The sequence below is a fragment of the Oceanobacillus sp. MO10714A genome (assembly GCF_037072045.1).
GTDB lineage: Bacteria > Bacillota > Bacilli > Bacillales > Amphibacillaceae > Oceanobacillus > Oceanobacillus indicireducens.
Genome location: NZ_JAXHDC010000023.1, coordinates 1 through 24,160, shown reverse-complemented (window position 1 = coordinate 24,160; position 24,160 = coordinate 1). Strand labels below are relative to the sequence as shown.

The window sequence follows — 24,160 nt, the reverse complement described above, 5'->3', positions numbered from 1 at the left end:
AGAAGTAAAACATGATTGTAAGATCACTTGAAGATATTGTGGGGACGAAAGACGATGTAGCAGATGGGAATTGGAGAAGCCGCAGATTTGTTTCCGCACATGATAGATTAGGATTCAGTGTAAATGATACGGTAATTAAGGGCGGTACGAAAAACTATTTCTGGTATAAAAATCATATCGAAGCTGTCTATGTCATAGAAGGGGAAGGGGAGATTGAGCAGATCGAAACCGGTAAAGTTTGGCAGCTGAAGCCAGGAACGATTTACGTACTGAATGAAAATGACAAACATGAAGTACGTACGAAAACAGACATGCGCATGGTTTGCGTATTTAATCCACCGCTTGTCGGGACAGAAACGCATGATGAGGATGGGATTTATCCGGCGTTGACATTGGAGGATATTCAAAAATAAACGTCAAAAAAGGAAGGGGAATTTTTTCGAATCTCCCTTCCTTTTTTAGGGTTAATTAATTTCAATTTGTTTCGCTGAGCCGCTATCATCCGGATTTGCTTTTGGCAGCTTAACTTTCAGGACACCATCTTCCAAACTAGCTTCCACTTTATCCTGATCGATATTTTCTACGTAGAAGGAGCGCACAAACTCTCCAAAATGGCGTTCTTGGCGGATCACTCGGTCGTTTTCATCCCGTTCTTCCATCTGATCATCACGCTTTGCCCGGATGGTAAGCTGATTGTTTTCTAAATTGATTTGAATGTCATTTTTGGAGAATCCTGGAAGATCAGCTTGCACGACGTAAGCATCCTTGCTTTCCGTGATGTCTGTTCTGAGTGACTGAAAATCATTCTTGCCAGACGGAAGGAAGTCTCGATTGAACATATCCTCGAATGCTTTCGAAAATTGCTCCATCATATTCTGACTTCTGTTGCTGTACGGTCTTAGATCAAACATATTCCATTCCTCCTTAAATCATTTATTCCAATATATGTATACCCTCTTGTCCAATGTTTAAACATCCGAGAAAAACAAAATGTGCCTTGCCGGCTCTCTCAATCTCTATTTATTGATGCTGAATCAATAAATAGAGTGGGGAGTTAATAGTAGAGTGCCGGCAAGACACAGGCCTTAGTATAACAGATTAAGTAAAAAAATGGAAATTGGGCTGTGGAGTAATTTTTTAATGTAAACGTTGACACTAAACATAAAGTATGGTAAATTATAATTGTAATTAAATAAGTTAACTTAATTTTAAGGGATGTAACCTTAATTGGGCATAACCTGAATTGATATGGAAGCGCTGTACGTGCGTTTTCATACAGTTCGGGTTTTTTTATTGCCGAAACCGTTATGTATGCATAAGGAATCAATTGTCAAAGGAAGAATGAGAGGTTTTAGTATTAGGAGGTCATTTTATGAGTAAAGGCGTTAAAATTGTCACGATAGGGGGAGGATCAAGCTATACTCCGGAGTTAGTAGAAGGGTTTATTAAGCGGTATGTTAGTTTGCCAGTTCGTGAGCTTTGGTTAGTCGATATCCCGGAAGGAAAAGAGAAACTGGAAATCGTTGGTGGCTTAGCTAAGCGAATGATTAAAGAAGCTGGATTGCCAATCGATGTACATCTTACTTTAGACCGCCGGGAGGCATTGAAAAATGCAGACTTTGTAACAACCCAGTTACGTGTCGGTTTACTGGAAGCGCGTGCGAAAGATGAACGTATTCCTTTAAAATATGGTGTAATTGGACAAGAAACGAATGGGCCAGGTGGACTATTCAAAGGTTTAAGGACGATTCCAGTTATTTTAGATATCGTTAAAGATATGGAAGAACTCTGTCCGAACGCATGGCTAATTAACTTCACCAACCCAGCAGGAATGGTGACGGAAGCAGTTCTCCGCCATAGTAATTGGAAGAAAATCGTCGGTCTATGTAATGTCCCAGTCGGAATGAAAATGGGGATTGCCGACCAATTAGGTGTTGAGCCAGAACGAATTCATGGCTGGAGGTGCGGAGGAACATTTTAATAAGGTTCGGCCGCTTTTTGAAGCAATGGGGGAAAACATTGTTTATGTAGGTGACAATGGTGCTGAAATTGGCAAATCAAATTATTGTTAACGTAAATATAGCTGCACTATCCGAAGCGGTTGTTTTGGCAAGTAAGTCAGGCGGTATTCATGTGTATACAAATTGGGATGAAGCGTCGATATTAGATGGTTTCCAATCGGATGAGAAAATGTTTTTTATTTTAACGAATTCACGGGCATTTTCAAAAGAGAAGACGGAGCAGGTCCATAAAGATATTATGAATCGGGTTCTAAGAGTATCGAAGCAATTTAATAAGCCTTTTCTTATTATTAGTAGAAGTGATTCTACGCTTCGGGGACATTTCCCGCTTGAAACAGAAACGATTAATGCAACACTTGGAAACAGCGCTGATGGTGAAATTATCATTCCGTTCTTCAAAGAAGGTGGACGATATACGATTGAGAATATTCACTACGTGGAGAAAGACGGTGCATTAGTTCCGGCTGCTGAAACTGAATTTGCAAAGGATCGGACATTTGGCTTTACGAAAAGTCATCTTGGCGAATATGTGGAAGAAAAATCTCAAGGCCGATTTAAACAGAAAGATGTAACCTATATCGCACTTGACGATTTACGCGCAGTAGATATTGAAAAAATCACAGAACAATTAATGGGAATTGAAGGTTTTAATAAAGTTATTGTTAATGCTATTTCTGATGATGATTTAAAGGTATTTTCAATTGCACTTACAAAAGCAATTAAAAACGGTAAGCAATTTTTATATCGGACGGCAGCATCCTTTACAAAAATAATTGGGCATATTTCAGATAAAGATTTATTGTCCAGTGAGCAGATGATCCTTGGAAGCAAGAAATCAGGTGGATTAATTATCGTCGGTTCCCATGTAAATAAAACAACTCAGCAACTGAATGAATTATTAAAATTAGATGCTGTTAGGCCGATTGAATTTAATAGTGATCTTGTTTTAGATGAAGAGAAATTTGAAGCAGAAATTCAAGCTAGAATTCAAGAGTTGGACAAGAACATAAGAAATGGGCAAACTTGTGCGATTTATACGAAGAGGGAGCGTTTAGATCTTGGGGAAGGTATGGCAGAGAAGGAATTAGAGCTTTCTGTAAAGATTTCTGACGGTCTAACAAGGATTATCAAGTCCTTAACTTCAGTACCAAAGTATATTATTGCCAAGGGTGGCATCACCTCTTCTGAAATCGGCACAACAGCACTTGGGGTTAGAAAGGCTGTTGTGCTAGGGCAAGCTTTACCAGGGATTCCAGTGTGGAGAACGGATCGTGGCAGCAAGTATTCAAACATGCCGTATATCATTTTTCCTGGGAATGTCGGAGCAGTTAGAGACCTTTATACAATTGCAAAAAGTCTTGAGTAGATAGAAATACAGGGGGAATATTCATGATTACTGGGAATTTATTAATCGTAGTTTTTGTCGCAGCATTGCTGTTATTGTTTTTCTTAATATTAAAATTAAAATTGGAACCATTTGTTTCATTAATAGGGGTTGCACTTTTAACCGCACTAGTAGTGGGATTCCCTATTATAGAAATATCGGATATAGTGGCTAATGGATTCGGAAGCACATTAACCAGTGTAGGTATTTTGATTGGACTAGGGATTATTTTTGGTCAATTTCTGTCCGCATCTGGTGCCGTGGAAAAAATAGCACAGGCCATTTTAAACGTTTTCGGTATAAAAAAATCACCGCTTGGAATCGGTTTGACCGGGACAGCTGTGTCGATACCTGTGTTCTTTGATGCAGCATTTGTTATTCTTAGTGGTTTAATAAAAAGTTTATCAAAGAAAACAAAAATTGTTTCCGTTTCATTTGTTACTGCCTTATCTGTTGGATTAATCGTATCCCATAGTATGGTTATTCCTACGCCGGGACCTATGATTGTTGCGGAAAATACGGGTTCGGATGTAGGATTGTTCATTGTTTATGGAATTATCATCGCAATTGTTGCAACGATTGTAGGCGGTTACTACTATGGTATGTTTATTGGAAAGAGAATGGAAGCCAAGGGTGAAGTTTCATTGGCGGACGAAATAGAAGAAGTCGAGCAACAAACGTACAAGAAAGAAATTTCAACCGGCCTTTCCTTCTTTATGTTAGGGCTTCCAATTATCTTGATTGTTGGAAACACCGTAACACAAATGATTGCACCTGGTTCGTTCTTTGGAACAATGTTCTCCTTTGTTGGTGATAAGAACGTAGCATTATTCATTAGTGTAATTGTTGCTATTATCGTGCTCAAACCTTATATTTCTAAAGGTTATGATCAGATGTTTAATGAGGCAGTTGATTCAGCCGGAGCTATTCTATTAATCACTGGTGCGGGAGGGGCATTCGGTGCTGTCATCAATGAGAGTGGAATCGGTGATCACTTGATTGGTGTTATGCAAGGCTGGAGTATTCATATCTTCTTACTTGCATTTATATTTACTCAAATATTGCGTGCTTCCCTAGGTTCGGCAACCGTTGCCTTAGTTACAACCTCAAGTATTTTAGGCCCACAAGTGGCTGCGTTAGGCGTATCACCTGTTTTACTTGGTCTAGCAATTTGTGCTGGGGCAATCGGATTATCTCTACCTAATGATTCTGGATTCTGGGTAGTTAATAAATTTGGGAAACTAACAATACCACAAACATTGAAAGCTTGGTCACTAGGAGGCTTTGTTGCCGGATTGACAGCGTTAGGTATGGTTTATGTTCTTTATCTATTAGCTCCGATTTTACCAGGATTATAGTCTCTCCGTTATAACTCGAGCATGAATATTAAAGATGCAAAAGAAAATAATTATGCTGTTGGACATTTTTATATGAAAATGAAGCGATAAGTGAAGTAGTGAGTGGGACGGGGTATAGATCTAGTGAGTAACTTTATTATGTTAAAGTAAATCAGATAGGAAGGATGTTAAAGATAAAGCATCCTTCCTATTTTTTATAGTCTCTACTGTAAATGAGTATAAGGTCTTTTCGATTTGATTGCAGGTAGGCATTGGTTATAAACCCTCAATGCTAGTAATAAAATGAATGCATTTTTATTAACTCTTCGTTCCAGTCATTGATCCTCCTGAGTTGTCTATTTGCTCATCTATCAGTGTTTTATCTTTATTCGATTTATCGGTCAAAGATAATTCCTATGGGAATGCTAAAGAAGCATTGAAACTACTAAAAGTAAAACCCAACCATGATGAAACTTTTATTTTTTCTAATCCTTAAATTAAGAAATTTTTGTTTGTGCCTGATTCTCCAGTTCTTTCCTCTCTTGTTTCTTGATAACAAAGGGAGAGGCAAATAATACCGCCATTAATACAAGACCAAGATATCCAATAAGTGGATAGAAGTATGCTACAAGATCAGTAAATCCAATAAAGCTAGCTATATACCCCGCAGCCAATATAATCGTGAGCGCGATTTTGAATTTCTTTGTTTCCATGTCCACAAAACGAGCCGTAAATGAGAAGAACATACCAATCGCTGTGTTGAAAATCATACCAAAAATTACGATAGACATAAGCAAACCTAAAAGTGGTGAAAGTTCACTAACTATTCCAAGTAGCGGCATGTCCAATCCACCAACAGTTTCAACTTGTGAGAAGATGGCAAGATGGCTTAATATGATTAGAATACCTAGAGCTAGTCCGCCGAAGAGTCCACCTAAAGCTGCTTGTTTCTCGTTCCTTTCTACTCCACCCATTACAATGGCCATTGCCGCACCAACAGCAACATTAAAGGATACATAGTTAATAGCGGAAACAAACCAGTTAGGCAATGTAGTTGGGACCGCTTTTGCTGTTTCGTTAAGGGAAGCGAACGTTCCATCCATTGTGATAAAACTATAAATAGAGATAATAATTACGAATAAAACTAGAAACGGTGTAATACTACCAATAACTGTAACAACACGATCTACTTTTAACATACCTACTGCAAGCACTAGAAGTGTCATTAATGTCGTGCCAGCAATAACCGGTAATCCGAATTGTTGATTAAGATTTGAGCCTGCTCCAGCAATCATGACAACACCTACACCAAACAATGTAAAAATGATAATATAATCAATTATAGTCCCTAAGACACGGCCGCCAATTCGATAGATGACATCGCGATGTGATTTTGTTTTTGTATGACTTCCTAGCCAAACAAGGATCATCCCTATGGAGGCGAAGAGAGCAGTCGCCACGACCGCACCGATTATTCCTAGAAGACCAAAACTTGTAAAATATTGAAGAACCTCTTGTCCAGAAGCAAATCCTGCCCCTACAATTACGCCAACAAAGGCGCTTGCAATTTTGATTATACTTTTCATCCATACTCCTCCTTGTCCGCATACAACATGCAAAAAATTCCGAAAGTTAAACCTGTAAACGAAATCTACTACCTAGAAACGCAATACAACAATATTCTTATTCTATCCCAACCATTACTAGATTTGATTGCGCTACTTAATAGAGGCTTCTATTTTCTCGTTTGGTTGCGCTTTCAAAATTAATCTCACAAGATTCTTACAACTTTCTCTACCATTATAGCAAAGGTCTAATAAATATCAATTGTAAAAAATAACAAAAGGTGACAAAAATGTTGGTTAAAGACAAAGACAATGCGGCATTGAAAGCTGGTTTAAATGTAGTAGATGGTAAAGTTACATTTGAAGTAGCCGCACATGACCTTGGCTATGAATATGTTTCCGCAGACGAAGCATTGGCAGCACAAAACCACTAATATTAATTTTCTTGTAAAAATGCCCCTTTCATAATATTTATGGAAGAGCATTTTTTAAACAAATGGTAAATTGGGAGAAGTATTATGAATCATGCAAGTTTTCGAGGGGCATGGGTTGAAATATCATTAGATGCGATAAAGGATAATGTGAAGAAAACGCCAATTAGACATTGTTGCAATAGTGCGGCAACCATTGCATTCCCTTAAAAACATTTAGATATGTCGGTGCTCTATTTTTTTGATTTTGTGCTTCATAAGCTGAATGAAATACATTCGTATATACTTTCATTTCATCTTCATGTACGGTCCATTAGCGGTCATTGACACTAAATAAACTTCCGCCTATAATATAAAATATTCTAAATATAATAACCGTCTGTCTATTCAATTTAACGGTTGCATACAATGGTTTCTAGACACAGTCTTGAATAGAATTTGTAGGCGGTTTCTGCACGTCATACTTTGATTCTGTAAAAGGGGATGAGGACTTGTTATATTCAATTATTCAACCAGATGATACATGGGTTCTATGGGGATTTCTAGCAGGTTGGGCTGCAATTAGTATTTATTTAGAACAAAGATATAAATGGACCTCCAAACTATCAGGAGCAATCATTGCTCTTGTTGGTGCGCTTATTTTAGCTAACTTAAATATTATTCCTACTGACTCACCTGTCTACGATACGGTATGGGCATATGTTGTTCCACTAGCTATCCCGCTATTACTGTTTCGTTCTAATATTCTAAAGATCTGGAATGAAAGTGGAAGATTACTCATTATCTTCTTAATAAGTTCAATTGGTACGATTTCTGGAGCAATTATTGGGTTTTACCTGTTAAAAGATCATATTCCGTTACTCGATAAAATTAGTGCTATGATGACGGGTTCTTATATTGGAGGGGGCATCAACTTTGCTGCGATGTCGGCACGATTCGATGTCCCTGGAGAAACGGTTTCAGCTACGGTTGTAGCAGATAATTTACTAATGGCCATTTACTTTCTTGTCCTAATTTTAATACCAACACTGAACTTTTTCCGAAATAAATTTAAGACACCATACATGGACGAGCTGGAAAAGAAAGTGGGTGCCAATGAAAATGAGGCTGCATCTTACTGGAAAAGAGAGGAAATGTCATTAAAGGACATTGCACTCGCAGTAGGTACAGCATTTGCAATTGTTGCCATATCTTTTAAACTAGCTGAAATCTTTAATGGTATGATACCTTCAGGGGAGAATGTTAATGTCTTCCTAAATATTCTAAACGGAATTTTCGGTGATGAATACTTGATGTTAACAACGCTTACGATGTTATCTGTTACTCTCTTCCCGCGTTATTTCGAAAGTATAAATGGGGCGCAGGAAATCGGTACATATCTCATTTATATATTCTTTGTTGTAATTGGGGTTCCTGCTTCGATTCCACTTATTTTACAGCATGCTCCATTAATATTAGTATTTGTAACGATTATGGTGTTTATTAATATGGTAATATCCTTTACTGCTGGAAAAGTCTTTAAGTTCTCTTTAGAAGAAATTATTCTTGCAAGTAATGCAAACATTGGCGGTCCAACAACTGCCGCAGCAATGGCAATCTCAAGAGGATGGACAAAATTAGTTGGTCCCATTCTACTAGTTGGAACTCTAGGGTATATTATTGGCAACTATGCTGGTACATTTATCGGAGTCTGGTTTAGTAATTTATAAAGTTGTTAGGAGGCTTTGTTGCCGGATTTACGGCATTAGCTTGGTTTATGTTCTTTACCTATTAGCTCCGATCTTACCAGGTTTATAGTCTCTGTATTTTATAAAGTGAAACTCATTCAGTGGTGGTATCCTTACCTCCCTCACCGAATGTTAGTTGAACAGAATCAGGGATTTACGGACTGTTTATCCCAGCCTTCAAATATTGGGTTTCCCTTATGTTTAGAGGAGGGGGTATTACAGACCGTTAATACGTGATAAATCAAACATGAAAACTATTCTTAAATCGGCATATGAAGCGATAAGTAAAGTAATGAGTAAACCGTGAAAAAAGCAATAGAATAACAAAAAACGAATCCTAACAATTGTTAAGATTCGTTTTTTCATCTATTCTCCAATCATCTTAGCCGCAATATTATTAATAATATCACCACGGCTAAGCACGCCAACTACTCTGCCAGCATCATCTACGACTGGAAGCTTTTTAAAATGGTGTTTTGATAATATGCGTATGGCTGTTTCAAAATTCTCGTCTGGCGGGACCTTTACAATATTGCGCTTCCTCATAATTGCTTTGACCTTTGTTTGTAATTTTTCCCGAAGAACATCTTCCATTTTTCCGTCTTCTATAATATAGACAAGATCAGCAAGGCCGGCTACGGGGTTAGGGGATAGGTAACGCAATACATCTCCATCAGAAATGATGCCGATTAAATGATTGTCATCATCTACAACAGGCACACCGCCAATTTGATTTTTTTGCAATATAACGAGTAGATCTTTGATGGAATTAGTTGGATTTACGGTATATACTTTTCTGATCATAAAATCCTTTACTTGCATAGATTGCACCTCTCTTTAAAGATACATGCATATAAGTCTATTTTACCACATCTTTGTTTTTCATATGTGTAAAAAAGTTCATCGTGCTATTGCTGCAAACCCAAAAAGAGGGGCCACTCCACCGAATGTATTCAGATCAGGCACTCTACCAGATGAAAAGGCTCTTTATAAGAATATTTTTCCAAATATACGGTTTACAGACATTTGGTTTCCTAAAATCATCGGCAAAACTTGAATTAGTTTGGGTAGCAGTAAGGTTCTGTTTGGAAAATATTCGATAAAAAACATAATAGCGCTTACAATTCAGTTGTGTTATGATGATAATAAAATTTTCTGTTAATAATGAGGGGGATAAATATGGAAGTACCATTAATTCTGACTCAATTTCTAGATCGAGCTGTCAAACTTTACGGGGATAAGAAAGCAATCATTAATGATGATCGTGTATATACCTATCGCGAACTAAACGAACGTGTCAATCAATTATCACGTGGTCTTAGCGAGCTTGGAGTGACAAAGGGTGACAAAGTGGCATATCTTGCACCAAATACGGTTGAGATGTTGGAAGGATTTTATGGGGTTTTCCAGCTTGGAGCAGTTATGGTACCTCTAAATATCCGTTTAACATCAGAAGATTACCTATATATACTAAATCATAGTGAATCTAAGATATTATTCATTGATCAGGAATTATATCATTTAATCGCACCAATCAAAGATCAACTGGATACCGTAGTAGATATTATTGTTCATTATCATGACGGAAGCTGTGACGAACGGGACTATGACGAGTTTTTACGTTCTTATTCAAATAGGGAATTTGAGCGGGAATACGTAGAGGAAACGGATATCTGCAGCTTGCTTTATACGAGCGGGACTACTGGTAATCCAAAGGGAGTGATGTTAACCCATCGCAATAATTATCTTCACGCTTTAACGAGTATGCATCATTTAAGGGTTGACGATGAGGACGTGCTGGCTCATGTGTTACCAATGTTTCATGTAAATGGTTGGGGCTCTCCTTTTTATTATACAGCAAACGGTGCAACCCAAGTTTGTTTGAGAAAGGCGTCTTCTGAAAGTATTGTTGAAGCGATTGAAAGGCATGGGGTTACCGTGATGCATATGGCACCGACAGTCTTAAATTCTTTGTTACAGTATTATGAGAACAATACTCCTATATTTAACCAGAATATACGGGTGGTTATTGCTGGCTCTGCGCCTCCACCATCGTTTGTTACAAGGGTAGAAGAGGAATTGGGCTGGGAGTTTATTCAAGTCTACGGTATGACGGAATCCACTCCTTTAACTACTATCTCAACGATTCGTTCTCATTTTCAAGATCTTCCACAAGAAGAACAATACCGGATAAAAGCGAAGTCTGGTGTTCAAATGATTGGAACAGAGATAAGGGTTGTTAATGAATTAGGTGAAGAAGTTGCTTGGAATGCTAAGGAAGTCGGTGAACTTATTGTTCGAGGCAACGGGGTGATGAAAGGTTACTGGAAAAATGAAGAAGCGACAAGAAAAACGATACGTGACGGATGGTTATATACTGGGGATATGGCCAATGTAGATGAAGAAGGAAATATCGAAATCATTGATCGGAAAAAAGATGTCATTATTTCTGGTGGGGAGAATATTTCTTCAATAGAAGTAGAAGGAGCCTTATATGAACATCCGATGGTTTTAGAAGCGGCTGTCATTGCTGTCCCACATGAAAAATGGGGCGAAACACCCTACGCATTTGTGGTATCGCGAGAGGGAGCAGAAGTTACGGAAGAAGAATTGATTCAATTTTCTAGAGCTAAACTTGCTCATTTTAAAGCAATTACAGGTGTTACCTTTGTAGATGAGCTTCCTAAAACTGCATCAGGAAAAATACAAAAAGTCCGGCTGCGGCATGATTATTGGGAGTCAGTAGGTAAGAGTGGAAGGTTTGTGAATTAGAAAGTCTTTGTTATTTTAAAGGTAGTAACTGGCATCTCTACTTGAATTCCCTAGTTAAAAAGTATATCATACAAATGAACTATATATTTGCAGCTTCTATAAAGGGAATGGAGGAACGAATCTTCATGTGGCGCAGCTTTCGTATTAAATTAGTCGTTACGATGGTTATTTTTGCTGCAGTAATAGCTTTTGTTATTGCAACAATCAATCATAAAAGAATATCAGACCAGGCTATTCAAAATAATGCATTTCAATTGGAAAGCATTGAGGCTACGGTAGAGTATTCCTTAAATACAATAGATAAAGCCTATTATTATTTTGATAACGATGTAGCGGAGAAGATGAAAGCGAATACAAGGGAAATGTTAGAGCTTTATGAAAATAATCCAGCCGTCGATACGTGGGATATACAAAATTTAAAAAAGAAATACGAGATGGACGTGTATTTCATTAATCCGGACAATGTCATTTCACATAGTTCGATTGAGAATGATATCGGGATGGATTTTAATGAATGTTGTGGCAAGCTTGCTAAGATACTTGACACTCGGAGGGAAGCTGGTGCATTCTACCACGATGGAATGGACATTGCTCAAGCAACCGGCGAGATAACTAAATACAGCTACATGGCGACTCCTGATAAAGAATATATCATTGAGCTTAGTTATTCCTTGCAGGAAGGGGATATTTTCAAGGATTTTAATTTCCTAACAGTGACCCATGATTTGGAAAAAAGTTACCCATCGATTAATGAAATAAATATACTGAATCTAGGTGGTCTTGCATTGGGGGATCCTGCAGAAGAGTCGAAATTATCGCCGGAGCGGAGAGCCGCTTTTGAAGAAACATTAGCTGAAGGAGAAACTACTGAAGTTCGCACCTTAAACGATAAGGGCGAAGCAGTCATTTATCATTACGTGCCCTACGATTCTGGCTATGATTTTGGTTCGACACAGAATAAAGTGGTTGAAATAGCTTATAACGAACAGGAACTTGAATCTATTCTTAAAAGGCACAAGGAATCATTTATTCTGCAACTGGCATTTATTTTAGTTATAACAATTATAATCGCTCTTATTATTTCAAAATGGGTGTCCCGTCCGATGTACATGGCGTTCCATGATAGCTTGACGGGCTTAAGGAATCGGGCGGCATTTGAAGAGGATTTAGATGGAGTTTTGTGTGAGAGTGAAGGTGAAACAGGATTATTAATGATTGATCTGGATCATTTCAAGTCTGTTAATGATTTGTTCGGACATGCAGATGGGGATGAATTATTGAAAAACATGGCAACTTCTATTCAGTCGACTATCCATTCAGAGGGGAAGGCTTATCGATTAGGCGGGGATGAATTTGCGATTGTACTTCAAAATACGAACCGAGATAAAGCAGAATTAGTCGCAAAACAAGTTATCACTGCAGTGAATGAAGCTGTAACAGAGTATTACAAAACAAGAGGTCTTGATTTAACAGCAAGCATTGGAATTGCGCTAGTTGATGATGAAGTAAAGGACGTGAGTGAGATTTACAAGCGGGCAGACCGAGCATTGTATGAGTCAAAGGGAAGAGGGAAGAATCAGTATCGGGTGTATGGGTAGAAATATAAAAGGAAACAACTATCCTACTCTTCCGGCAAATCCCAATATACCGTATGTAATTAGGTTTTCAACCCTATTTTACCAATGAAGGTAGTGGACCGCTTATACTGTTTGCCCTATTATTTTTTGCTATTGCTTATTATATTTCTTTAAATCCTAAGAAGATAGTTGACCGTGTGGGACAATTGCTCACACCAATTTTACTTGTTGCTCTAGCTATTTTATTTGTGCGTGCTTTTTTCCTTTTAGAAAATGTAGGACAAATCATCGGGTTTGTTCCGTTCTTTGATCTAGGTTTAGGCTGGATTGTTCCAGCGTTTGCCGGTGCAATTGTTGGATATGTTATGGACCGGTTTGTGACAGGTCACAAGGAGACAGTGGCTCTTGATAAAAAAGTAAGCTAGGTTGAACGAGACAGCTTTGGGAGTAGAGATATATAATACTAGTTAGAGGACAAAGCCGTCATGCTTATGGTAGTGTATGATGTAACTTGAATTATTGGCAATATTGAAGGAGGAATTTTAAGTGGGCAAAAAATATACAGGTTATCTCGGTAGTTACACAAAGAAAACGAGTGAAGGAATTTATCGTTTCACCTTGGATACCGAACAGAAAAAGATAACAGACGTAGAAGTGGCGGTTAAATTGAATAATCCGACGTACTTAGCTGTAAGTCATAATAATGATTATGTTTATGCTGTTTCTCAGGAAGGTGAGGAGGGAGGTATTGCGGCCTTTTCTGTTTCAAATGGCAACTTAGAAAAATTAAACAGTGAAGTAACAGCTGGTGCCCCGCCTTGCCACGTGAGTGTCGATAGTAGGAACCGTTTAGTTGTCGCGGCGAATTACCATACAAAACAAGTGGAAACATTCCTCACGAACGAAGATGGCTCCATCCAGGCTCCAAAGTCTGTAACTCATGAAGGAAGCGGCCCCCATGAGCGTCAGGAAAAACCGCATCTCCACTTTGCAGGATATACGCCAGATGAGAAATATGTTGTAGTTGTGGATCTCGGCAGTGATACGATTACAACTTACTCCCCGAATGGAGATGAATTACAAGAAGTTAATGTGTTAACTGTAAAAGCCGGCAGTGGTCCGCGCCATATTGCATTCCACCCGACAGCTCCCTATGCTTATGTAATGACAGAGATAAGCAATGAGGTTATTGTGCTTAAATATGATGAGAATACGGGATCATTTGAAGAAGTCCAGTATGTAGCAACAATTCCAGAAGATTTTACGGAAAATAACCAAGGAAGCGCAATCCATTTATCTTCCGACGGGAAATTTGTGTACGTAGGTAATAGAGGCCATGATTCCATCGCCGTTTACCGAATTGCAGCGGATTATTCGGTCGAGCTGGTTAAGTATACACATACAGAAGGAAACTGGCCGCGTGATTTTGTACTCGATCCTAGTGAGCAATTTATTGTAGCTGCAAACCAGGAAAGTGGCACATTAACATTGTTTGAAAGAGATAGTGAAACAGGAAAACTAACCCTACTGCAGAAAGATGTAGAAGCACCAGAAGCGGTCTGCGTTAAATTCTTGCATGCTTAATTGATTGCGTAACTAAAAAGCTTGGCACGTTTCCTAATTATGACAAGAAAAAGTGGAAACATGCCAGCCGATGATAATCGAGGTAAAAAATCAAGTATTATATTTGATTTTTTACCTTTTCCATTATTTTTGTTCAATATTTCACAATTTGTCTACAGACTATCAATGTGAAAAGGTGTACAATATAATTGAAAGGAAAAATATTAAAGAAAAGGTGGTTATCATCATGCCCCAGAGTATATTTAAAGCAACTGCACATCTGGAAAAAGGTGTTCAAGTGAAGGTGAAATCTAGGGATTTTGAAATTACGGTTGATGAGCCTAAAAGTTTGGGCGGGACAGATACGGGAATGAATCCGGTGGAAATGATTCTAGGAGCACTTGGTGCTTGTCAAGCTATTACCGCCGCAACGTTTGCTGGAAAACATGATATGACGTTCCATAATCTTTGGGTAGAGCTGGAAGGTGACCTTGATACAGACGGATTTATGGGGATATCTGATGTTCGTAAAGGTTATTCAGAAATTCGTTATAATATTCATATCGACACAGACGAACCACGAGAAAAAGTTGAAAAATTCATTGAGTTTATCGAAGCAACCTGTCCCGTTGGTGACACCATTGCGAACCCAGTAACAATGAAATTGAATAAAGTTATTATTGAAAATAAATAATTCACCTTTTACAGTAAGAAACCCTCTGGTATAGTGAGTGAAACTAGTAATTCATTATAATTGTGAATGCGATTCCAAGATTTTTTTCGAGTAGAATAGAGCGTTTCATCTTTAATCGCCCGTTTGTCCTAGATTCGACTTCATTTCGGTTGATTAGAGGGGTTCTAATCACCTGAATAAGTCAGCATAGAAATCGTTCGGTCGATTAGAGGTGCTTTAATTCCTCGAAGAAACTAGATTAGAGTTCATTCATGCAATTAAAGGTAGTTTAATCCCTCGAAGAAACTAAGATTAGAGTTCGTTCACGCAGAGGGGTCTTATCAATTTGTGAAAAACTTTCCTTGTTCGATTCCGCCGTCCAGTAAAGCTGCACATTTATTATAGTAAGCTCATCAAGCATTATTTAAAGTCTTCTTGTACAGTGATGTAGAGTAATTTTTAAGAAGAAAAAACAATAGTAAAAAAGCTTTCTTCCAAGTTCGTAATAGATCTATTGGAAAGAAAGCTTTTTTACCTGAAAAAATCATTTATCCTCTAAAAATATCCTTGCTGCCATAAAAATTAATCTCTATCCTAAATACATCATTAATTCCTGCATCATATCAGGAACCAATGCTTCCTGATAACCTGCTTTTTTCTTTCTTCTTAATTCATTCGCGACTGGTATTAATGCAGAGGATGTGATCGAAGCTAACTTTTGGATACGCTCGGTGGATAGTTCTACCTCTGTGATCGATTTTTTGTACGATTCCAGATCCATTTTCCAAATCCGCACATTACTTGGGTGCCGGAGCAATAATCGTTCCGCTATATTTAAACCTTCTGGATCAATGTCACCTGCATAATGGATTGTACATCCTTCTTGCACGAGTAAGTCGATTAGAACAAGACCTGCTAATTTAAATTGTCCATGCGTGCACAGCAATGGAACACTTGGAAGTTCGTCAATCAAGCTTGAATAGACACCCGAGTTCTCAACAATCCAAACATCGCATCCATGGTTAGCTGGGTAAGCATGTGATAAATCGACTAATTCCCGAAGTGGAACATTCATGACGCTATGTGTTTCTGCGGCTGCCTGCCACATTGGATGAATACCACTTTCTGTTTCACCAATGATGTTCGCGCATGTAACATAATTCGTTATATCATCCCTTAAAATTCGATGAGATAATAGCAAATCATTTATCCCTTCGCTGGTCGATGGAATAAATACGTTCCCGTCGTTCATGGAGTAAATGGACAGCATATGAATAAACAGTCGTCCTAAGTTTGTATTTTGGTCAAATGCATGTGGATCACGAGTGATACGTTGACTGAACAACGGTAGTCGTTCATATTGCTCAGGTAAATGTGTAATTGCTTTTTCCAAGCGTTCCATCCATTTTATAAAGCGAGGTTTAGACTCTTCTATTAACCGATAAATCCAGTATGTATCAGCCGGCTTTTTTCTGACATGGTTTAGCCAATCACGTAGTGCAGGGAAATTATCATTCAGTTGAATGAAAAATTGCCGGGTCTCTTCATCTTGTTTCTCTTTCATTTCCTTTTTTGAAAGAAGGGTTTCCCCGAAATACGCTTCGAGTAACGCTTTTAAATGGACTCCTTCAAATCTCGTTGATTGTAGCTGTTGCTCAAATTTCTCAAGGGAAACATTGCCCTTCCTTCTTAATTCTTTATCTGTTACACCTAAAAATCGTGCGAGTGCATCTAATTCTTCATCTGAAAAATATTCTAATCTAACTGTACCGCCAATTCTGCCAAGAGATTCATATTTTTTCTTAAAAAGAGAAAACAAGCGACGAAAATGATCTCCGTCGCTAAAATAAGCTAAAGCTTCTTTCATCATCATTGTGTCACCTTCATGTCGCTTTCTTCATCTGTTTCTATTTTATCAAGTTCGATGCGTTTATTTCCATCCCAGTAATAGCCCATGACGCCGACGAAATCAGCATTCTTCGGTCTTAGAAGTTCATAAATGGAAAGCTCACTGATCGTATCATAATCTCCCCAAAGCACTTGCGAGTTCATCATATAATCAAAACCTAATTGCTCCACAATCTCAAACATTTCCCTAATATTATTTTCGTCCACTCCAGCAAAAGCTTCGTCTAACGATATTATATAGGGTGCCTCCGGATCAGCCTCCAAGTAGCGCGAATAGCAAGCAGTGAACAGAGGAATATACATTGCCATCGCTTTTTCACCACCACTGAATTTATAAAACTGATTATTTGTCAGTTCACGTTTATTCTCTCCTTCACGGCGAAAATAGAGAACAAAGGAGAACCATTTACGATAATCAAGCACTTCTTTCAACACTTGAAGGAATGTCTGTAATTCATTTTCATTTTCGGCTACTTCTTTTGCTTTTTCTATTTTGGAGCGAAAGTGCATAATAATTTTATCTCTATCTGTTTCTTTTAAAAGCTTGGCATCCTGTCTTAGTAGATGGACAAGATCAACCGTATCCATCTCAGTCTCCGAATCGGCTGTTCGGGGCTTCCACTGGATAGAGAAGGATAAGCCGGATGAGGTGTCGCGAGATTCCATTAATTTTTTCATTTGCTTCACCCATTGCTCTGCTCGACGGATTCGTGCACGCAGCTTTTGCCCAACGGTATGGAAAAGGATTTCTTCATATAGTGCTCTGTCCTGATCGTCAAGGAAACTTTCTTGACGAGCTTGTTCCATTTCTATTTGCTGTTTAAGCATCGAAGGACTCATCTGTTTTCCAAGATGATTCAATTCAATAAGCTGCCGGGACATTTTTTGTTTCCAATTATCAATATGAAGTTTCTGCTCATCGCTTGTCTCGATATTCATCCATTCAGGTGTCTGGTAGGGTGCACTGAAGCTGTTCAGACGATATTCCATTAAGTCGCCATGCTGTTTATAATATTCTTTTGTCAGCTGTTCTAAAATTTTAGGACGTTCTTTCTCTTTTAAAAGATGTCCAAATTCGTTTGTAACTTTCCTAGCAGCCTCATGTGCAGGTTGATCATTTCCAGAAAGTACGAATTCCCGATGCAATTCGCTTAAGAAAGACTTCTCCCAAGTTTCCTTCAGGTGCAACCAAAATTGAACGGTTTGTCGGACATGTGTGAGCTGTTCATCGATCTGTTTTCGTTCTGTTCGTTTAACCGGCAGCTTTTCCTTCGTTTTATCGAGGGCATGATCGATTTCTTTTAACATGTCTTGTACTTCATTGATCTGTTTACGAATATCCGTTTCTCCGTGTTTTTCAAGTTCGAGTTTGATTTGTTTTAAGTTTCCTTCGAGCCCTTTAATCAAGTCTTCTGCTATGTTGATGTCTCCTTGAATTTCCAATATTTCTTCTGTCAATTCGCGAAGTTGATCTTGTTTATCCTGATATTGAAGAGAAAAGTTAATGTACTGGATATGTGATTTCTCTGTTTCGGATAAATCTTTTTCATAACGCTTCATTACAACGATTGCTTCTTGAAATGAAGAGAGACTCACTTCTAAATTATAACTCCTCGTTTTTTCATCAATGGTACGTTTTACAGTTGTATATTCCGCATATATTGTCTGGATTGCAGTAGTTAATATTGCGATCTGTCCATTATGGTGATTGATCGTTAATCGAACATCTTTAATCTGGTTGAAACTTTCAGCTAAGTCTTTGTCGGGTGGAAAAGCAGCAAGTCGCGTGCTCGCTTGTTTAATTGCTGTTTCTATTTGTTCGATTCTGCTGTCCAGGGATTGTTTTTCGTTTTGTAAAGCATAGATTTCTTCCTGGATGCGTTCGATTTGTTCTGCTTGGTATCTTTTTCTTGCATTTTTACCGATATACCGAACATTTTCCACCGGGAGAGCATGCCCTTTGAGAAGTCCTATTTTATAGTTACCTTGTTCATCTACGGAGAAATGAGTTTCACCGCTTTCATCGATTAAAATACTTCTTAATATATCATCAACTAAGCTCGTTGCTAGTTTGCTGTTTGAATCAAGGTCAGGTTTTAAATAATTAGCGAGCGTGTAAGCCATCATCTGCGGATCCGCAGTCAGTACTTTATCATGTTTTATTTCGATATCTTTTTCTACAATCAATGCGTTCAGCATACCGCTATCAATTAATGCAGCTTCAATCCGTTTCTGAAGTGACGGTTCGACATCATCATGAAATTCAACTGCTGCGTATAAAGGGGAGTAGGCAATCCCCATTTCTGTTAGTTGCTGCCTAGCTTCTTTTGTTAACGGGTCAGTGGCTGGCTCGGGATCTTTTTTCGACTTCCATTCAGCCAGTTCTGCTTCCTTTGCTTCGAGCTCTTCTATTAATTGATTTTGCATGAAACGAAGCTCAGACAGTTTTTCTCGTTGGCTCTGTTCATATTGATATGTTGCTTGGCGGAATGGTTCCTTTATCGTTTCATAGGAGGTATCCTCATATAAACTTTGCAACGCACGAGCAGTTTCCTGCATAACTTCATCTGGAATATCAAGCCAAGATGTTTCATTTACCCAAGTGTGGATTTCATTCAATTTTATCTCTTTATCCTCTTCGAAAAGTCGTACCCATTCCTGTTCTTGATACAGGGCGTCATCCAATTTTTTATTTTCATCTGCCAATTGTTTGTTTTTTTCTTGGTATTTCTCTTTTAATGCTTCAAATTCTCTTAGTTTCTCTTCTAACCATTCAAGATTCGACAAATGGTTGCCTGCTTCTTTTTTCCATAAGCTGAAATCAAAGGTTGCTTGCCCGTGACGTTTAAAATCTTGTTCATTTATATGATGAGATTCCGTAAACGCAGCTTCTTCCGCGTCATTTACAAGATCGGTCAGCTTGTCTTTGATGTCTTTTTCTTGACTTGCAATAGTTGTTTCTAGTTTCTGTAAATCTATTCTTAGATTATGCTCTCGATTTCGCCTTGTTTGCAGTTGATCCGTTTTTCTGCGGTGTATCGCAGTTTCTTGTGTAAGTTTATTTTCTATTTCCGCACGTTCCTCTTCTAAGTTCCAAATTTTATGGGAGCGTAATCGCTTTTCTTGCGCCATATAGGTGGATTTTTTTAATTCTAGTTCTTTCCTGTCTACTTCCAGCTGCTCGATTTCATTTATTAGCTGTTCTTGTTTCAATTTGGTTTCCTGTTCATTTTCTTGCTCTTTTGCCAAACGTTTTTCGGCTTGTAAATATTCATGTGCCTGTTCGGCGAGTATATATTCATTATACGTTTGATAGAATTTATTTAAGCTGGTGATGGCAGCTGCTTCCCGGTCTAGTTGTTCGATCTGCTGTTTGGTCTGATCCATCTGTTCAATCGTATCCGACAGATGACGCAGGTCTTCGTCGGACAATGGGGGAAGAGCGGCTTCTAAAATTTCATAGATGACGGTCGGTTTAAAGTCTTTGGAAAGCTTTGGACTTCTGAGCTGGATAAGCAGTTTAATCAAGTCTTCATAAGCTTCGATTGTTTCAAAGTTGAATAGATATTTATTTACGAGCTTCGTATATTCTGATTTTGTCTGTACAACATGACCTCCATCTTGAAGAAGGTTTTCGAGTTCAACGCGGGAGAGAGGGAGTTTATGTTCTTCACCTGCACTCCGCTCCAATTTATACAGATGAAAGTCGATGGCAATCCTACGGTTATCATTTATGACAAACCCCCAGAATTTCATCTGTTTATTGCGTTTTGCTTGTAAGCCAATCCCAATTGTTAAATATTGCTCGGTGTGCTCCCGTTTAAATTCGATAAATAGGTAGCCGGTCCGTTCATCCCGATTGACGATCTCTTTTTCACCTAAAAGATAATCTTCCATCTTTCTTGCTTTGGAACCGAATGGATCTAAACGGTCAGGCGATGTTCTTCCGTCAAGAAGTACAGGGAGGAAGCTTTGCATGGTCACGGATTTTCCGGAACCATTACTACCTCGGAGCAATAGTTTTCCATTAGAAAAATTAAAAATTTCTTCATCGTAATACCAGAAATTCAGTAACCCTGCACGGTTCATTTTCCATTTATTCATTTTAATTGTTCACCTCGAAGTCTTTAGGATAATGCCCGACCATTCTTGCAATGGCAGGTTTTAATATGATCATGTCTGAATCGGCTTCGACTGTCGCTAATTCCCAATCTTTATAGAGCTGTAAAAGTTCTTCAGCGATCAAGTTATAGGACATATCTCGATATTTTTTACTCCAGCCCTGTCCGTAAATCCCTTTTACCGTTCCTGTTATTTGGCTGAATTCTGCCATCGTCAATTTGAGTTCACCAAGTGCATTAATGGAATAAGTCTCGCTATTCTCGCGCAGATACGCTTGAAAATGGAGTGCGACATTCATAATTGCTTTCTGGTCGGGAAATAGGGTATAGCGCTGTTTTCGTTCCGGCATGACGAGCATGGCTGCATTTTTAAATACCTCTAGTTGAAACGGTGTATGTGCTTCTAAATCTTCACGCAGTCTGTTTCTGAAGCTCCGGATATAACCGAAATCAGGATCTTCCTCGCTCTCGCGATAGACAGCGGGGGAGAAAAGCAGTTTCCGGTATACCCGTTTACGACGCACATCATCTTGATGTCTCAGCCATTCGCTCTCGAGTATTTCCTCTGTTGTTTGGTAGCAGAACAAATCATCTGGATAGGAGCGCATGAAATAGCGGGCGTAAACTGTCACTTCATAAAGAACTTCATGCTCCTCATTACCTGCAAACAATTCAATATCGCCATCGACAACTTTAATAATATCGAGTTCAACCATTTTCTTCAGTGCACGTACAAGTGATTTACGCTGCTGATAATTCGTCCAATCCAGCGGAAAATCTCCTGGATAGAGATCCTCGATTTCTTCCGTAATATCGGATAATAAAAATTGCTCCTCAACGGATCGCTGTTCGGTGAAAGACAATCCACAGCAAAAAATTGCATAATCAAGTGGCTCAGTAAAATCTTGAATTCCCATCCATCCTTTTGGAGTAACTGGTATTTTTTCCAATTTGATAAAATGTTGGTGAACGATTAAGTCAAATCCCAATTTATCGGAAATATATCGTTTCAATGTTTTTTCCCGTTCACGGATGAATTGGTATGTAGCAGGTTCTTTCGTGCGTAACACCCAAAACTGTTCAAATAATATGCTTAAAGCTTCAATTGTTTCTTCATCAAATCCGGTCTGATTCATGATGCTGATCCCTCCAGATCTATAAATTGAAAGGTTACATTAGGCATTTTGAGGACGCCGTCTTTTGCTCGTAGTAAAACTCGACCATCACGGATAACTACACGTACCTTTACACCAAGCTCTGTTTTTATCGTCCGATCTTTGCGAACCATCGCTTTACCGATCCAGGAGAGTAACAGTTTTCTAACATGGGATTCAACAAGCGGAAGATTTTCAATGTGGATTTCGTTTCCTTCAATATATTGTTCGATTAGTTTCTTCTCCTGTTGCTTCTGTTCTAAATATTGTTTTTTTAATTCTTCTTTCTTTTTGGTATTACTGGTAACTGCACCAGGTCTTGTTTTTTCCCGGTAGTTCCGTGTGATCGGTTTTGTTTCGTGTTTCATTGGTTCCTCGTCCCAGACGTCGGTATAAATGTTTTCCGTTGGGATGTGATCGATGTGGAAATGACGAGTATGTAAGACACCAAAGGCTACAGAGGAAAGCTGATGTGCTTCCTCCAAGTCTTCCAATGAGCTAAACCATTTTGCGAGATGAAGGTAATCCTTTTTCCTGCTCCGGAAATATTGATGTCTCTCCCCAAGTCGCTGAACTACTCGAGTAATCCGACGAATGGATTCGGTTGTACGTTGTTGTAACATTTCGTATTGACTTTCCCCGTGTTCGTTCCCGAGAAACCAATCTTTAATGCTTGCCCATTTTTCCTCCTGTTCTTTATATGGATCTGTTTCTTCTTGTTCTTGCTCAAAGCGGAAAACTTGATCTTTATGCTGGATGACCTTTTGAAGAAAGGCGCGCAGTTCACTTTTTGTGATTGCAAGTAAAATATCCTGAATTTGCAGGGATGTTCCTTGCAGCGCTATAATAAAGTCTCTTAAATAGGTAGTAAACTGATCCTTGTAAACGAGAAAAGCTTCCGTTTGCATTTGCTCTTCAACTTCTTCACTATTTAGGTAGGCAATATAGTCGGATGTGTTCTGGGTAATTTGCCGGAAATAGGAAAGAGTATCATCCCAAAGTTGAGCGCATTCTTCATTTTTTTCCATTAAGTTTCCTTTGATAATACGTTCAATTTTTGCAAGGGATTGATAAAGGCGTTCAAATTGGGATTTTTCAAGAGAGCCGCCAAATACTTCTCCCATGCCTTCAAGCTGGATGAGCATTCTCTCAAATTCGATGGTATAAGGTGTGGATTGGTAACGAAATCGCTTCTTTTTAAATTCTTCAACGGTTCGCGATTTACCCAATTCTTGTCTAGCTATGAGGTTTCCCCATTTCACCAGCGTGTCGAGGTCAATGTGAAGGGCTTCAATTGGATAGTCTTTGAATTCGTCATATTGAATAAGGTATTCATAGATTTCTTCTGGGAAAAGAAATTCTCTCATTCTTTCATGCTGAATAAAAAAATAACGGAGAATTGCCCGGTAGCTCCACGCCTTTTCAGCCGTCAAATAAGTTGCTTCTTTTACACGTTTAAACATATTATCACCACTCGGTTCATAGTTAGTTCTATTCTAACATGGTTCAGGTATATGTCACTACTCGAATTGTGTCGAATGGTTGTGGGAATCAGTGGAGAAGAGGTTGCCCCTAATAAGTAAATAACTCAACTTTCGCACTCTGAAAATATTAAAGCAAATCATTCTAATTAAGCGCTCCTAACCTTCGATGTTGTACCTGGCCGTTATTAATTAAAAAAGTCTTCTCAAAATGAATGAATGCTTTCATTCAACGTAAGTATCTTGCTCGGCTATTATAGTGCCCTGATTACCGTTCAGTTGCCCGGCGGAAGGATACTTTCCCGATTAAGTGAGATGAGCATGCTGAAGGGAGAATAAACCCTAGTTGTTTTCCCGTTAAAGTAAGAAGAATATGCTGAAGGGAGAATAAACCCTAGTTGTTTTCCCGTTAAAGTAAGAAGAATATGCTGAAGGGAGAATAAACC

Annotated in this window: 16 protein-coding genes and 4 pseudogenes; 13 read left to right on the top strand and 7 right to left on the bottom strand. The window is 38.5% G+C overall.

Going from position 1 to position 24,160, the window contains the following annotated elements; all coding sequences use genetic code 11:
* The first annotated feature begins 11 nt into the window (after positions 1–11).
* Positions 12–413 (top strand): ectoine synthase, encoded by a 402-nt coding sequence (locus SPD53_RS12165; RefSeq protein WP_188856154.1) that lies wholly within the window; start codon positions 12–14, stop codon positions 411–413.
* Positions 414–464: 51 nt separating this feature from the next.
* Here the strand turns inward: SPD53_RS12165 and SPD53_RS12160 are convergent, their stop codons facing one another.
* The gene (locus SPD53_RS12160; RefSeq protein WP_188856153.1) at positions 465–911 is read right to left on the bottom strand and encodes an Hsp20/alpha crystallin family protein; all 447 of its coding nucleotides are present in this window, start codon (positions 909–911) and stop codon (positions 465–467) included.
* A 461-nt stretch (positions 912–1,372) separates the two neighbouring features.
* Here SPD53_RS12160 and SPD53_RS12155 point away from each other — a divergent pair.
* From SPD53_RS12155 to SPD53_RS12145, 4 genes and pseudogenes are all read left to right on the top strand, one after another.
* A pseudogene (locus tag SPD53_RS12155) lies at positions 1,373–1,951 on the top strand (family 4 glycosyl hydrolase); the annotation flags it as partial.
* 1 nt (position 1,952) lies between these two features.
* Positions 1,953–2,124 (top strand): annotated as a pseudogene (locus tag SPD53_RS19855) (NAD(P)-binding domain-containing protein); the annotation flags it as partial.
* Between the two features lie 9 nt (positions 2,125–2,133).
* Positions 2,134–3,387 (top strand): four-carbon acid sugar kinase family protein, encoded by a 1,254-nt coding sequence (locus SPD53_RS12150; protein ID WP_442946208.1) that lies wholly within the window; start codon positions 2,134–2,136, stop codon positions 3,385–3,387.
* A 23-nt stretch (positions 3,388–3,410) separates the two neighbouring features.
* Complete coding sequence (locus SPD53_RS12145) at positions 3,411–4,763, top strand: GntP family permease (protein ID WP_336252728.1); 1,353 nt, start codon at positions 3,411–3,413, stop codon at positions 4,761–4,763.
* Positions 4,764–5,239: 476 nt separating this feature from the next.
* Here SPD53_RS12145 and SPD53_RS12140 read toward each other — a convergent pair whose 3' ends face one another.
* Positions 5,240–6,328 (bottom strand): YkvI family membrane protein, encoded by a 1,089-nt coding sequence (locus SPD53_RS12140; RefSeq protein WP_336252727.1) that lies wholly within the window; start codon positions 6,326–6,328, stop codon positions 5,240–5,242.
* Between the two features lie 287 nt (positions 6,329–6,615).
* Between SPD53_RS12140 and SPD53_RS12135 the strand changes: the two are divergent.
* From SPD53_RS12135 to SPD53_RS12125, 3 genes and pseudogenes are all read left to right on the top strand, one after another.
* Positions 6,616–6,741 (top strand): annotated as a pseudogene (locus SPD53_RS12135) (alanine dehydrogenase); the annotation flags it as partial.
* An 84-nt stretch (positions 6,742–6,825) separates the two neighbouring features.
* Positions 6,826–6,948, top strand: a complete 123-nt coding sequence (locus tag SPD53_RS12130; RefSeq protein WP_255454366.1) for a hypothetical protein — start codon at positions 6,826–6,828, stop codon at positions 6,946–6,948.
* 281 nt (positions 6,949–7,229) lie between these two features.
* Positions 7,230–8,447: a DUF819 family protein gene (locus SPD53_RS12125; protein WP_336252725.1), complete on the top strand. Its 1,218-nt coding sequence runs from the start codon at positions 7,230–7,232 to the stop codon at positions 8,445–8,447.
* 384 nt (positions 8,448–8,831) lie between these two features.
* Here the strand turns inward: SPD53_RS12125 and SPD53_RS12120 are convergent, their stop codons facing one another.
* Positions 8,832–9,287 carry a CBS domain-containing protein gene (locus SPD53_RS12120; RefSeq protein ID WP_336252724.1) on the bottom strand — a complete coding sequence of 152 codons (456 nt, stop codon included), beginning with the start codon at positions 9,285–9,287 and terminating at the stop codon, positions 8,832–8,834.
* 357 nt (positions 9,288–9,644) lie between these two features.
* On the opposite strand from SPD53_RS12120, the gene SPD53_RS12115 reads away from it, so the two are divergent.
* The 5 genes and pseudogenes from SPD53_RS12115 to SPD53_RS12095 all read left to right on the top strand — a co-directional run bounded on the left by SPD53_RS12115 (position 9,645) and on the right by SPD53_RS12095 (position 15,071).
* The gene (locus SPD53_RS12115; protein ID WP_336252723.1) at positions 9,645–11,237 is read left to right on the top strand and encodes a long-chain-fatty-acid--CoA ligase; all 1,593 of its coding nucleotides are present in this window, start codon (positions 9,645–9,647) and stop codon (positions 11,235–11,237) included.
* Between the two features lie 125 nt (positions 11,238–11,362).
* Positions 11,363–12,835: a GGDEF domain-containing protein gene (locus SPD53_RS12110; RefSeq protein WP_336252722.1), complete on the top strand. Its 1,473-nt coding sequence runs from the start codon at positions 11,363–11,365 to the stop codon at positions 12,833–12,835.
* Between the two features lie 74 nt (positions 12,836–12,909).
* A pseudogene (locus tag SPD53_RS12105) lies at positions 12,910–13,239 on the top strand (branched-chain amino acid transport system II carrier protein); the annotation flags it as partial.
* A gap of 121 nt (positions 13,240–13,360) precedes the next feature.
* Positions 13,361–14,398 (top strand): lactonase family protein, encoded by a 1,038-nt coding sequence (locus SPD53_RS12100; RefSeq protein ID WP_188856150.1) that lies wholly within the window; start codon positions 13,361–13,363, stop codon positions 14,396–14,398.
* A 226-nt stretch (positions 14,399–14,624) separates the two neighbouring features.
* On the top strand, positions 14,625–15,071 hold the full coding sequence (locus SPD53_RS12095) for an OsmC family protein (protein WP_156856363.1): 447 nt from the start codon (positions 14,625–14,627) through the stop codon (positions 15,069–15,071).
* Between the two features lie 568 nt (positions 15,072–15,639).
* Here the strand turns inward: SPD53_RS12095 and SPD53_RS12090 are convergent.
* The 4 genes from SPD53_RS12090 to SPD53_RS12075 are packed head-to-tail and all read right to left on the bottom strand — an operon-like array spanning position 15,640 to position 23,696.
* The gene (locus tag SPD53_RS12090) at positions 15,640–16,920 is read right to left on the bottom strand and encodes a TIGR02679 family protein (protein WP_336252721.1); all 1,281 of its coding nucleotides are present in this window, start codon (positions 16,918–16,920) and stop codon (positions 15,640–15,642) included.
* Positions 16,920–21,062 carry a TIGR02680 family protein gene (locus SPD53_RS12085; RefSeq protein WP_336252720.1) on the bottom strand — a complete coding sequence of 1,381 codons (4,143 nt, stop codon included), beginning with the start codon at positions 21,060–21,062 and terminating at the stop codon, positions 16,920–16,922. The genes SPD53_RS12090 and SPD53_RS12085 overlap by 1 nt, the downstream gene beginning before the upstream one ends.
* 1 nt (position 21,063) lies before the next feature.
* Positions 21,064–22,215, bottom strand: coding sequence for a TIGR02678 family protein (locus SPD53_RS12080; protein WP_336252719.1), 1,152 nt, complete (start codon positions 22,213–22,215; stop codon positions 21,064–21,066).
* Positions 22,212–23,696 (bottom strand): TIGR02677 family protein, encoded by a 1,485-nt coding sequence (locus tag SPD53_RS12075; protein WP_336252718.1) that lies wholly within the window; start codon positions 23,694–23,696, stop codon positions 22,212–22,214. The genes SPD53_RS12080 and SPD53_RS12075 overlap by 4 nt, the downstream gene beginning before the upstream one ends.
* Positions 23,697–24,160: the final 464 nt, after the last annotated feature.